At 66.5% G+C, this 13955-nt stretch carries 3 protein-coding genes; all 3 read right to left on the bottom strand.

Annotation, left to right across the window (positions count from 1 at the left end):
- Nucleotides 1–368: 368 nt before the first annotated feature.
- Genes Q0W90_RS18090 through Q0W90_RS18100 form a run of 3 tightly spaced genes read right to left on the bottom strand, consistent with a single transcriptional unit; the run spans nt 369 to nt 13473 of the window.
- On the bottom strand, nt 369–1355 hold the full coding sequence (locus Q0W90_RS18090) for an NAD-dependent epimerase/dehydratase family protein (RefSeq protein WP_297775566.1): 987 nt from the start codon (nt 1353–1355) through the stop codon (nt 369–371).
- A 12-nt stretch (nt 1356–1367) separates the two neighbouring features.
- Nucleotides 1368–6686 (bottom strand): non-ribosomal peptide synthetase, encoded by a 5319-nt coding sequence (locus Q0W90_RS18095; RefSeq protein ID WP_297775569.1) that lies wholly within the window; start codon nt 6684–6686, stop codon nt 1368–1370.
- Nucleotides 6676–13473, bottom strand: coding sequence for a type I polyketide synthase (locus Q0W90_RS18100; protein WP_297775572.1), 6798 nt, complete (start codon nt 13471–13473; stop codon nt 6676–6678). The genes Q0W90_RS18095 and Q0W90_RS18100 overlap by 11 nt, the downstream gene beginning before the upstream one ends.
- Between the last annotated feature and the right edge of the window lie 482 nt (nt 13474–13955).

Here is a 13955-nt window from a genome sequence, read left to right on the forward strand (position 1 = left end):
GCGAGCACTGCGCCTGCGCGCGGTCAAGCAAGGCCACCAACCTGAAACCCCCGTACCCAGCAGGCACCTGGAGCGCTGATGCAACTTTTGCGGTTCAACCTCATCAACAAGCACGGGGTCTCAAATCACCAGGGCGAAGTATTGATCATACCGTCAGAAATCGAATCAGTACGATCCTTCATCCACACCGACCACGTCTACTCCCATACTGAAGTGGGGTCGATTGTGACGATGAAAACTGGTGATAAACACCATGTTTCACAACATACAACGACAATCGCTGAGATGCTACAGCTTATCGATGAACGAAAAGCCGACAGCTCGATACGGTAGTCGACGTCCACGGAACGTTGGCCGTCTTCAGAGCGTCAAACCACGCCGCGAGTGCGAAACCACGTGATGGCGTCGCGGATGGCGGGCTCGATGGGGCGCACCACATAGCCCAGTTCTCGCACCGCCTTGTCGCTGCGGAACCGGTAACGGTCGGTGAACGCGTATCCGACGGAGATCGAATTCACTGTGATCTCCCGACCCGCGACTTCGACTAGATCGCCGCCCCTCCCCGCGAGCCATGCGACCGCATGGGGCAGGCGTCTACGCGGCGGGTCGACCCCGGCCACGCGCGCTACCAGGGCCATGAAGTCGCGATATGTCAATTCCTGGCCGCCCAGGATGTAGCGCTCGCCCCGCTTTCCCGCCAACCAGGCGGCGATCATCCCGCGCGCCACCTCGCGGACATCCGCAAAATTGTTGTATCCGGGTGTCCAACAAGGGATTCTGTGGTTGACGAGCTCGACGATGAGGCGGCCGGAACTAGGTTTGGCGTCACGCGGGCCGATCAGGTAAGTGGGATTGACGACCACCGCGTCCAACTTGTCGCAGGACTCGCCGACGAGGATTTCGGCTCGCCGTTTGGTGACCGCGTAGGCCGATGCCAGCCTAGCTTTGTCCCACGCCCACGGGGTCTGCTCGTCGGCGGGCGTGCCGTCGGGTGTGGGACCGATCGTGTTGGCGGTCGAAGTGTAGACGAGCCTTTCCGTACCGGCGGCAATCGCGGCTTCAATGACCGCACGCGTGACGTCGACATTGATGGCCGATATCGCCGGTGTGATCGTGCGTCTCGTCGAAACACAGGCGGCGCAATGGAACACCACGTCGGCACCGGCGAACACATCGCGGAGCTGGTCAGCCGAACCCAGGTCGGCGCACACCCACTCGATCGGGACGTCGGCGAGCGAACTCGTATCGGTGCTCGGCCGGCGTATCGCGGCTACGGTGTGGCCCTGGGCGACGAGTTCGGCGGCCAGATTGGCTCCCAGCAGCCCGCTTGCTCCGGTTATCACCGCGTGTGCCATCGGGATTCGCGTTCAGAAGCGGTAGGTGGTGCAGCCGACCTGGACACCCGAGCCGACCGCGACTATCAGCGCGATATCGCCCGGCCGTGCCAGTCCCTGCCGTCGGATGTGCCCCAGTCCGTAGGGCACGGACGAGGTGAAGGGGTCGGTGCCGCCGTCGAGGTCCACGAACCGTGATCTCGGAATGCCGATCCGCGCGGCCAGTTCGTCCAGGGCCGTCGGGGATAGGTACGGCGGGAGCACGATCGCGATGTCGGTGGGGTCCAGTCCCTCCAATGTCAGGAGTTCCTTGACGGCAGAACGGATACAGTTCAGGTAGATGGCGGAGAGGTCGGGGTCGCGGTCGATCTGTAGCCAGGTCCGACCCTGGTGTTGCTGGGTGTAGGTCGCGAGCGCTCCGCTGTACTCGGGATGGTGTTGGAAGACGAACCGGCCGAAGCCTTCGGCGCCATCGCTTCGGCTCAGCAGTACCGCCGAGCCCATCTCGCTGATGCCGTTTAAGGGATATCCGCTTTCGGGGGAATTGTTTTCGATCTCGGAGGCCACGACCATCGCATGTCCGGTCTTTCCGGCCCCGATCATGCCGGCGGCGACGTGACAGGCGTTGAGGAAGCCGACCGCACCGTTGAGGACGTCGAAGGCAAGTGTTTTGGGCCCGTCCGGGGGCTGCACGTCGTCGTTGATACCGAGTTCGCCGGCGACGAGCGCGGCGACGGCAGGTTCGCTGAGGTAATCGTCGCGATAGATACCGGTGTGGATGATCAGGCCAAGCTCTTCCCGGTTCAGATCGCTGCGCTCGAGGCAGTCCGTCGCCGCCTGTACCGCAAGGTGTATCGAGCTCGGGGGCATCGATTGCCCGGTCGGCGCGATGCCGACGCCGTCGATACGCACGCGAGGCGTCGCCGGCAGATCCTTGCGGTAGTTACCTGCCCGGAGGCCACGGCCGTGCTGATCATTGGTCCCGCGACGCATCCGGTCGGGCAGGTCGTCGAAGGTATACAGCGCGGTGCCAACGGTTTGTCCAGAGCCGGTGATGGAAAACACCATGTTGTCGCCGGAGTTGATCCGTTTGTTGCGAATGTTGTCGTAAAGGGCGACGAAGTGCGTTGTGGTGGCGGTGTTTCCCCGCTCGGCCAGGTTGTAGATGGTGTTGCCGCGGTGCGCTGCGCCCTGCCCGAACATCCGGTTGACGGCCAGCACCGCGTCATTGATCGACGCCTCCGACGTCTGGTGCATCAACAGGTGGTCACAGGTCTCGGGCCGCCACCCGTGCCGCTGCATCACCGCTGCGACGTAAGGCACCGAATGCTTGACGGCGATTGCCGTCTGCGTGACGGAGTCGGTGACCATGATCGCCCCGCCGTGCGAGCTGTCGGTCGCCTTGGCGATGCACAGCTTGGCATAGCGGCTGAGCGTGGCCATGTCGATGTCGTGGAAGCCGACCCGGCCGTTGGGCCCGCGTTCCAGGATCACCGCCGCACCGGCGTCCCCGAGGGTCAGGCAGGCGAGCCGCGGATCCATCGGGCCGTCGATTTCCTGCTGTGCGGTCTCGGTGAGATGGGTGATGTATTCGCCACTGAACACCAGGGCAGACCGAACCAGCTCGGTCTGCAGGAAGGCGTCCGCCACGGCGATGCCGGTGAACATCCCCGCGCACGCGTTGCTGATGTCGAAGGAAACCGCGTTGACCAGACCGCACTGATCGCGCAGCCGCGTGGACGTGCTGGGTTCGAAGCTGAACCTGTGCCCGGGTCCGTCGCAGCGGGAGATGTTGCAGGAGATGACCAGGTCGATCTCCTCGGGGCGATAGCTCGACCGCGTCAGACAGTCAGCCACGGCCTTGCGGGCAAGGTCGATGGAGAACTCGTCGTCACCGACCACCCGTCGACTCCGGATGCCGGTGAGGCGCTCCAGCGGTATGCGGATCTCGTTGGCGCACTCGGCCAGAACGGTCTCGGTCGACACCGTCCGCGCCGGCAGGTACACGCCGAGACTTTCGATCACCGTGTTGCGCGCCTCGTGCGGGCTCACTTGCACGGGTTCCTCGCGGGCCGGTGCGGTGGGGGTGGGGGTCGCCTCGGCGGGGCCCACGAGGTTCTGCGGGGCGTCGTCGGCGACCGGCCCGTATTCGGCAGCCAGGTCGGCGATCGTGCCGTACACAAACATCGACTCCGGCCGCAACGGCAGGCCGGCGGCGTTCGCCCGCACCGCGACCTCCAGGGCCTGGGTGGAGGCACCACCGAGTGCGAAGAAGTCGTCGGTGACGCCGACCCGATCTAAATCGAGTACCTCGCACCAGGTCTCGGCCAGGACCCGCTCGGTACGGGTGCGCGGCGCGACCAACGCCGACTGCGCCGAACCCAGCGCCTGATCGGCCGCCTGCAATGCCCGGCGGTCCACCTTTCCGCTCGACGTGAGCGGGAGCGCATCGGTCATGTGGAAGGCGGCCGGAACCATTGCGGCGGGGAGCAACTCCAGCAGGAAGCGGCGCAACTCGGTTGTGGACGGCGCTCCGCCGGCCGCCACGATGTGGGCGATCAGGAGCGTATTGCCGTGGCCATCGTTTCCGGCCACCACGGCGTTCTCGGCCACCGCGGGGTGTTTCGCCAGTGCGGCTTCCACTTCGCCCGGTTCGATCCGGAAACCGTTGATCTTCACCTGGTTGTCGAGGCGTCCCAGGTATTCGATGTTGCCGTCGGGCCGGTACCTGGCCAAATCACCCGTGCGGTAGAGCATTCCGCTGGAATCGGCGCCGAATGGATCGGCGGCAAAGCTGGCGGCGGTGGCGTCGGGCCGGTTGAGGTAGCCGCGTCCGACCCCGACCCCGCCGATGAACAGCTCGCCGGGCACCCCCACCGGGACGGGTTGGCGGTGGGCGTCCAACAGGTGGATGCGGATGTTGGCGATCGGTCGCCCGATCGGGACCAGCGGGTCGGATATGTCGCGCCTGCAATGGAAATGGGTGACGTCGATCGCCGCCTCGGTCGGTCCGTAGAGGTTGTAGAGCTCGGCGTTCAGGGTGGTCAGGAAGCGGTCCCGAAGGTCATACGGCAGCGCCTCGCCGCTGCAGAACACCCTGCGCAGCCCGGCGCAGCCGGCCACACCGGGCGCCGCGAGGAAGCGGCGCAGCAGTGACGGCACGAAATGCATGGTGGTGATGCCCTGTTCGGTGATGGTTCGTATCAGATAGGACGCGTCCTTGTGACCCTCGGGCTTTGCGATAACAACCTGAGCACCGGCGATCAGCGGCCAAAAGATCTCCCAGACGAACGGATCGAAGCTCACCGGGGTCTTGTGCAGCACCCGGTCGTCGGCGGTCAGCGGATAGGCGTCCTGCATCCATAGCAGTCGGTTGCGGATCCCGGCGTGGGTGTTGAGCGCTCCCTTCGGCGTACCGGTCGAGCCGGACGTGTAGATGACGTAGGCGAGGTTCGTTGACCCGGTGGGAGCGACTGCGGTAACGGCCTCCCCGACCGCTGACGTCGACGGCAGATCGAGGCACAGCCGGTGACCGGTGAAATCTGTTGGCACGGTTGCCAGATGCCGCCGGTATGTGACGCAGACCGGCGCGTCCGGCACATCGGCCAGCATCGTGGCCATGCGGTGCGCGGGCTGGGCGGGATCCAACGGCAGGAAGGCGCCCCCGGCCTTGAGGACGCCTAAAAGCGCTACCACCAGATCTTCGGAGCGGTCCAGCAGGACGGGCACGATGACGTCGGGACCCACGCCGAGACGCTGCAGCCGGTGCGCCAGACCGTCGGCCCGGCGGTCGAGCTCCGCGTAGGTCAACGCGCGGTCATCACAGGTCACCGCGACGGCATCGGGGACGCGGGCCGCCGTTGCCGCCACCATGTCGTGCAGGCAGGCCGGGGCGGCGTAGTCGACTCGGGTTTGGTTCCAGGTCGCAAGTTGGTGGCGTTCGTCCGCGGTGAGCAGCGGGAGTTGCGAAACGCACCGGTCGGGATCGGTGGCGATGCCGTCGAGGAGCGCGGCGAAGTTTCCGGCCATGCGCTCGATCGTCGCGGCGTCGAACAGGTCGGTGTTGTACTGCAGCGCGCCGGCTAGCGTTCCGTCCTGCTCGCCCATCTGCAGCATCATGTCGAACGGCGCGCCGCCCTGTCCGATGTGAATGGTCTCTAGTTGCAGCTCACCGCTTTTCACGCCCGTTCCGTCGGAAAAGCGGCGGGTCTGTTCCCAAGCGAACGAGACTTGGAACAACGGTGTGCGGCCCGCGTCGCGCACTGGGCGAATCCGCTCGACGAGCAGCGGGAAGGGATAGTCCTGGTGTGCGAGTGCACCCAGCACAGCGTCCTTGGCGCGGCCGAGCAATGACGTAAAGGTCGGGTCGTCGTGCACGTCGACGCGCAGTGCTACCGAATTGGCAAGGTAGCCAACCAGTCCGATCAGCCCGGCCTGCTCACGGCACGCGAACGGTGAGCCGATGACAAGGTCGTCCTGGCGGCTGTAGCGGTGCAGCAGCACCGCGTAGGCCGCAAGGAGCGTCATGTAGGGCGTCGCACCCGCGGTCCGGCCCACCTGCTTGAGCCCGGCCGTTGTCCGGCGGTCGATGGTGAAGCGGTGGACGGCGCCGTCGTAGGTCTGGACTGCCGGTCGCGGCCGGTCGGTGGGCAGCGCGAGGACCGGCAGCTCGCCGGCCAACTGGTCACGCCAGTACTCCCAAAGGCGTTCGCCCTCAGCACTTTCAAGCGTCGTGATCTGCCGGTCGAGGTAGTCAACGTAACGCTCCGCGGGTAGGCGGGGCGGGGTTGCGCCGTGTTCGGCCGCGTAGAGCAGCCGAAGCTCGTCGAGGATGACGTCGATGGACCAGAAGTCGACGGCGATGTGATGCACCGCCAACACGAGTACGTGTTCATCGGGGGTGCGTTCCAGCAGCGTCAGTCGCAGCACCGGTCCGGTGTACAGGTCGAAAGGGCGATCGGTTTCCCGGCGGATCCACTCGCCGAGTTCGGACTCGCCGGGGCCGAGGCTGTGTCGGGCGATCCGCGCCGGCCATTGCGGATGAACGAGTTGAACCGCTTGCCCGTCGCGTTCGGCGTACGTGGTCCGCAGCATCGGGTGCCGGTCAACGAGTGCCTGGGCCGCGCGTTCCAACGCCGGCACGTCGAGTTCGCCGCTGATCCGCCCGGCATACGTGATCGTGTACGCGGCGCTGTCCGGTGCAAGTTTGTGGAGGAACCATAGGGATCGCTGTCCGTAGGACAACGGATACACCGAGGCGGAGTGCTCCGCCTCCGCCATGAGGAGTCGAGAAAGCAGCGCACGCTTTCTCTCGGGAGAAAGACCGGAGACGTCGATGGACTTATCGGTCATCACTACCCTCCTTCAGGACAGACTCGCGGCCGGGCCCCCGTCCGCTGAGGACCTTCTCGAGTAGCTCTTCCACGGCCTCGTCGGAAAGCTCGGATACTTGAGTGAGCAGGTCGATTTCGCGTGCAGGAGCAACATCGGCTTTCCGCCGGGCCGTTGTCGGGGGCGCCGGCGCTCCGCCGGACCGCGCGGGTGTGCCGGTTGGTATCACCGACAGCTGATCGGCAAGCCAGCCGGAGAGACTGGCCACGCTTGGCCCATCCAACACTCGGGCGACGGGCACGGCGACGCCCAGGTCGCGCTCAATCTGAATGCGCAGCTCCAGCGTGATGAGCGAGTCGACGCCGAGACCGTTGAGCGGTGCCTCGATGTCCAGGTTCGCCGGGGCCAGACCGAGTTTGGCGGCGACGAGTTCGCGCAGGTATGGCTCGACTAGCCGCTGGCGCTTCTCGGGTGCGGCAGCTCGTAGTGCGTCGTAGAGGCCGCTTCCCGGTCGGCGCTCGTCGAAGAGTTCAGGCTGTAGATCTGCCAGTAGCGGCGTTCTCATAGCCGAATGCAACCGCGCCAAGTCCACGTCGAGGACGGCGACTTGGGTAACGGGCTGCGACAGCAAAGACGTTAGCGCACTGAGGCATTCAGCCGCCGGCATGGCCGCGACGCCGTGTTGGGTGAGACGGCCGTGGTGCTGCGCCCGAGCGGAGAACCCCAGCCCGGCCCATGGTCCCCAGTCGATGCTCAGCGCCGGCCGGCCTTCGGCACGCCGATGCCACGCCAACGCGTCCAGGAAAGCGTTCGCTGCCGCGTAGTTCGCCGCCCCCGGCGAGCCCAGCAGTGACGAGGCCGACGAAAAGAGTACGAAGAAGTCCAGTGCCGCGTCTCGGGTCAGCACGTGCAGGTTCCAGGCGCCTTCGACCTTGGGCGCCATGACGTTTCGCAGTTGTCGCTCGTCGAGATGTTGCAGGATGCCGTCGTCGAGGACGCCGGCAGCATGCACCACCCCACGCAGCGGTGGCATCGACACGCGGACCGACTCGAGGACGGCCGCGACCTGGCCCGAACTGGTGACGTCACCGCGCGCGACCATCACCTCGGTGCCGGCCGCCCGGAGCGCGTCGAGCGTCTGCTGCGCCGAGGCCGACGCGTCACCACGCCCCATCAGGACCAGGTGCCGGGCACCCTGCTCGGCCATCCAGGTGGCCACCACGCGACCCACCGCGCCGAGCCCGCCGGTGATGAGATAGGTGGCATCCGCGGTGAAGGCCGGCCTCTCAGCGGGTTCCACCGCGTCGTAACGGGTCAGCCGCGCGACGTAGCGACGGCTCCCCCGCAACACCACATCAACCGCGCGATTGTCGGCCCACACCTCTTCGAACAGCGCCCGGAGCTCTTCGGGACCGCCACCGGTGGACAGGTCGACTCGGGTGCAGCGCAGCTCCGGATACTCGTGGTCGACGGTGCGGCCCATCCCCCACACCGGAGCCTGGGCGATCGACACGGGTTGGGCTTGGTTGTCTGGGGTATCGGTCACCTGCGCCCCCCGCGTCACCAGCCACAGCCGCGGCGGGTCCGGCCAGCCGGCCCGCCCAAGCGCCTGCACGAGATGCAGCACGCTCGATGGGCCCAGGGCGATCGCCGATTCCAGCGAGCCGGGCGAGGTGTCGGCGGGCGGTGGGGCCAGCAGATCCCACAGATGCACCACGCCGCGACACGGCGCTCGCCCGTTGCCGAACGCGTCCGCGAGCAGCCGCCGAAAGTGTTCGGGTCGCGCGGGGTCAAGACGGTAGCTGTCTGGCGCGAGACGCTCGAAACCTTGGTGGTCAAGGCTCGGCTCGACGAGAACACATGTCTGAGAATGCGATTCGAGGTGGTCGCGGAGTGTGTCCGCGGCGGCGCCGCCGTCGCTCAGGATGAGCCAACTGCCCGCCTGGGCAGGCCGGCTCGGCCCGTCCCGGCCCGGCGGGATGGATGCGGGCCGCCACCGCAGCTGATAGATCCGATCGCGCACATCGGGCGCCGCCGCCGTGCGCGGGGGTGCCGGCGTGGTCGTGGCGTCCAACCACGAATGGACGCGCTGCCACGGGTACGTCGGCGCCGCTATGCATCGGCCGCCCGAGGGATACAGCTGCTCCCACGCAATTGGCTGACCGAGCGTGTAGAGGGTGCCGAGCGACGCCAGCGCGGTCGCGCGGCCCCCGTCGTCACGACGCATCGACGGCAGTAGCGTGCAGCCGGCCCCCAGGTCGTCGGCGTCCTCGCGGACCGCGGTCAGCAGGATGGGATGCGGGCTGATTTCGACGAACGTGCCATGCCCACTCTCCAGCCGGCGCCGCACGGCGGGTGAGAAGCGCACCTGCGAGCACAGGTTGCTGACCCAGTAGTCGGCGTCGAACCGACAATCGGTCAGCAGGTCCCCGGTCACCGTCGAGTAGACGGGGATTGTCGGCGTGGTCGGCTCCAGCCCTGTCAGCATGGCGCGGAGATCAGCGCCGAGCGCGTCCATTTGGGCGCTGTGGGAGGCCACATCGACGTCGATCCACCGACAGAATCGGTCGCGTCGCTCCAGCGCCGCAACGAGATCGGTCAAGATCGTCTTATCACCCGACAACACCGTCGATCGATGGCTGTTACTCGCGGCGATGGCGACCTGGCCCTCCCGGCCGGCGATGAGCTCCTGCGCTTCGGCGAGGGTGACCTCCGCGGCCACCATCGCTCCGCGGCCGTGTGCCCGCCGAAGCAGCCGGGCCCGAGTGCAGATCACCCGCGCGGCGTCGTCCAGGCTCAGCCCACCCGCGATATGCGCCGCCGCGACTTCACCCATACTGTGTCCCACCACCGCGGCGGGCTCCACTCCCCACGACCGCCACAGCGCGACCAACGCCACCTGGACAGCGAAGATCGCCGGCTGGATCACGCCGATGTCGTTGAGCTGTTCGACGCCGAGGTCCACCGGCAGGGAACCGCCCAGATATGGGCTCAGCGCGCGGTCGCAGGCGGCCAGGGCGTCGCGGAACACCGGTTCCTCCGCCCGTAACCGCTCCCCCATGCCATGCCACTGTGAGCCGTGGCCGGAGAAGACGAAGGTCACCTCGGGGTGGCTCCGACGACAACGTCCGACGGAGAGCCCGGGCCGCGACTCCCCGCGCCGGTGGGCGGCGAGCGACTCGGACATCGCGGCATGGGAGTCCGCGACAACGCATAGCCGGTACTCATGGTGGCCGCGACGCGCGCCGGCCGTGTAGCAGAGGTCGGCAAGAGGCACTCCGCTGGCCAGCGACGACACGTACCGGCCGACCAGCGCGGCCAGAGCCGCCGGGGAACGGGCGGAGACCGGCAACAGCTCGGCCCGATCAGCTGCGGCGAGCTGATCGGCCACCGTGAGCCGGACCTGCGGGGCTTCCGTGAGAACGACGTGCGCGTTGGTGCCGCCGAATCCGAACGCGCTGACCCCGGCGATCGCTCGGCCGCCGTTCTCCGGCCACGGCGTCAGGGTCCGCGCCACCCGCAACGGCAGGCTGTCGAAGGGAATGGCGGGGTTGGGCTCGGCGAAGTTCAGACTCGGCGGGATCGCCCTGTGCCACAGCGCAAGTACGACTTTGATGAGCCCGGCAACTCCGGCCGCCGCCTCCAGGTGGCCGATGTTGGTCTTGGCTGAGCCGATCAGACAGCGGCTACCCGGAGGGCGGCCGTTCGCCAGGATCGTGCCCAGCGCCTTCGCCTCGATCGCGTCGCCGAGAAGTGTTCCGGTGCCGTGCGCTTCGACGTACTGCACAGCGCCTGGTGAAAGTCCGGCGCGGCGGTAGGCCTCGGCCAGCACGGCTTCTTGCGCCTGCCGGCTGGGTGCCATCAGCCCGTTCGTGCGGCCATCCTGGTTGGTGGCGGTGCCGCGGATCACCGCATAGATCGGGTCGTTGTCGGCCAGCGCACGGCCGAGCGGTTTGAGGACGACGATCCCGGCGCCTTCACCGCGCACGTAGCCGTCCGCGCCGGCGTCGAATGTCTTGCAGCGGCCGTCGGGAGCCATCACTTTGGCCTTGGTGAAGTTGATCGCCAGGGCCGGCGACAGGATGATGTTCACGCCGCCGGCCAGAGCCAGCGTGCACTCGCCGTCGCGCAGGCTGCGGCACGCCAGGTGCACGGCGACCAACGAAGACGAGCAGGCAGTGTCGATGGCCATGCTCGGTCCGCAGAAGTCGTAGACATACGAAAGCCGGTTAGCGGCAATGCTTAACGCGTTTCCAGTCCCGGTGTAGGCGTCGACCAGCCGCGGCTGGCCAAGTCGCAGATATCCGTAGTCGTTGGTGGAGATGCCGACGAAAACGCCTGTGCGGCTGCCCGCCAGCTGCTCCGGCACCTGTCCGGCGTCTTCTAATGCCTCCCAAGACATTTCGAGGAGCAGACGCTGCTGGGGGTCCATTTGTGCCGATTCTCTCGGCGAGATGCCGAAGAACTGGAAATCAAACTGGTCGATCCCACGCAGGAAACCACCCCGCCGGCTGACGGCAGTGCCCGGCACGGAAGGATCGGGGTCGTAGAAAGCGTCGCCGTCCCAACGGTCCGACGGAATCTCGGCGGTCGCGTCGACGCCGTCCGATAACAGTCGCCAAAACGCCGCCGGCCCGTCGGCACCCGGAAACCGGCAGCCGATACCGATAATCGCGATCGGCTCATTGGCGGCGCGGCTCTCCACGGCTGGCGCGGCGGCGCGGCGGCCGGCCGGGAACTCCTCGGCCAGCTGGGCGGAAAGCATGTCGATCGTGGGGTACTCGTAGGCCAGCGTGGGCGAAAGCTCACGCCCGAGCCAGGATTCCAATGCGGCGCTCAGCCGAACGGCGTGGATGGAGTCGAGGCCGTAGTAGGCGAACGGACGGGAGGGATCGATCTCGGCTGCCTCGAGCTCGAGATCGGTGGCAAGGTGGGCGATCAACCAGTCCGCGATCTGCGCCGCACTGCGTTTCGGTGGCGCTTGGGCGGCCGGTGCCGCCGGCTGGGCATCGCGCGGTGACGGCGCGTGCCAGGTGGCGATGGCCCCCTCGAAGTCGCCGTCAAGGAACTGCTGCCGGCACGAGGTCCGCTGGATCTTGCCGCTGGATGTGGTGGGAATCCGCAACGGCTCCACCAGAACAACGGACTGGGGCCGGATCCCATAGCGCTCGGTGATCGCCGTCCGGATCGCGTGCACGATGTCGGTGTGTTCGGCCGCACCGGTCCGGCTGTGATCGACCTCCTGCACGACCACAAGCTGTTCGGCGGCACCCGATTCGGGCATGACCGCGAAGACCGCACCTCGGCCGGGCAGCAACGCCGGGTGGCAATCCTGCACGGTCAGCTCGATGTCGTTGGGATAGTAATTGCTGCCGCGGATGATGATGAGATCCTTACGGCGTCCGGTGACGAATAGTTCGCCGGAGCGCAGGAAGCCCAGATCCCCGGTGCGCAGGAACGGACCCTCATCCGTCTCCGACAACGACGCCGAGAACACCGCTTCGGAGAGTTCCGGCTTTCCCCAGTAACCCTGTGCAACGCTCGGGCCGGCGACCCAGATCTCGCCGACTTCGTCTGTCCGACACTGGGTACGAGTCTCCGGATCGACGATGATGACCCGCTGGCCTCCCCGCGGCCGACCACAGCCGACGAGTGTTGTCGCGGCGGGCTGTTCCGCCCCGACATCGACGACACGGTTGCCGCGTAACGCAATACGATCGATGTGGTGAACCGTCGGGACCGCGGACTCCGACCCGCCGGATACCAGTAGCGTCGCCTCCGCCAACCCATACACCGGATAGAACGACTCCGGACGAAAACCGGCCGGCTTGAAGGCATTCGCGAAATTCTGCAGAGTTGGCGTGCGCACCGGCTCTGCACCGCACATGGCCGTCGACCAGTTAGACAGATCCAGCGCCGCACGCTGCTCCGGGGTACTGAGTTCGACGCACATGTCGTAGGCGAAGTTCGGTGCGGCGGTGATGGTGGCATGCTGTCGGGAAATGGTTTCCAGCCACCGCATCGGGTGCTTGATGAAGCCGGATGGTGACATCAAAAATGTTGTGGCGCCGATGTAGAGGGTTTCGAGGAGCCCGCCGATGAGGCCCATGTCGTGGAACGGCGGCAGCCAGAAGGCGCCGATCGCCTGGTCGTCACCGTGCCACGCCTGCCGAATTGTCTCCAAGTTGTGCACCAGGTTGCCGTGCGTCAGGACGACGCCCTTCGGTGCGCTGGTGGAGCCCGAGGTGTACTGCACCATGGCGACGGTGCTCGGATCGATCTCTGGCGCCATCCACTTCTCGCCGTCACCGACGACCTCGTCGGCGACACACCACTGCAACGGTCGCCCATCGACCAGACCGTCCACCCGCGCCTGGATTTTCGCTTGCGGCTCGGCGGTGGTGAGCGCGAAGCGAGGTCGCACGTCCGCGATGATCGACGCGACGCGCGGGACCAGGTGTTCGCGCATCGGCGGATGCACCGGAATAGCGACGGACCCGGCGTAAAGGCACCCGAAAAAGCCGGCAACGAAGTCCAAGCCCGGGGGGCATAGGACAAGGACACGTTCGCCGGTAGCGCCCTGTTGCTGCAGACTCGAAGCGATCTGCCGCGCTTTGATGTCGAGATCTTGATACGTCAGCGACTTACCGTGGACTTCTTCGCCGTTGTACGAGAAGTTGAACGCAACCTTGTCCCGATACTCCGCGGCTCGCTGCTGCAATAGCCCCGTCAGTGTGGGCGCACCCAGTGGCGCGCGGTCTCGCGTCTCGTGGCCTAAGTGCGCGTGTTCCTCTGCCCTGTTCAGCATGATGCCTTTCGGCGGCGCTCATCTCGTTCTATCTATCAATAATTTTCACTATTTTTAGATTGGGCCACCGGGGCCCATATTGTCAAGATGCATTGGTGTTACATTGTGCGGCGGGGTTTCTCGTGCCAAGGCGCGCCCGTGTGCCCCGGGGTTGGCGACACAAGGGCCGGCCGTTGAAGTGGAGGTGCGCCGCGGCCGGACGTGGTCTCGTTCATCCACCGGCCACGTCAAGCACCTTTCAGATGATCGAACCTCGGGCTGCCGAGAGTTTCCCGGGTGCTCGAAACCAGTCACGTGTGTGATTACTTGATATTCCTTGGCTGACAATATGTTTGGGAACCAACGGCGCATCCGGTGAACGGAAGCGGCTCATGTTCCCGATGCACGATCGTTGACCGCGCCGGTGAGGCTGGGCGGTGGGCGCTGCAGCGGTCGAAGAAGGCGAGGATGTTCGTTCATCGAAGCGGGGCGGTCGGCGCTGA

Origin of the sequence: Mycobacterium sp., assembly GCF_025933915.1 — a bacterium.
In the GTDB taxonomy this organism is placed as follows: Bacteria; Actinomycetota; Actinomycetes; order Mycobacteriales; family Mycobacteriaceae; genus Mycobacterium.

Coding starts and splice junctions, on each gene's coding strand:
- Q0W90_RS18090 (WP_297775566.1), bottom strand. CDS start 1,355: ATGGCACACGCGGTGATAACCGGAGCAAGCGGGCTGCTGGGAGCCAAT.
- Q0W90_RS18095 (WP_297775569.1), bottom strand. CDS start 6,686: ATGACCGATAAGTCCATCGACGTCTCCGGTCTTTCTCCCGAGAGAAAG.
- Q0W90_RS18100 (WP_297775572.1), bottom strand. CDS start 13,473: ATGCTGAACAGGGCAGAGGAACACGCGCACTTAGGCCACGAGACGCGA.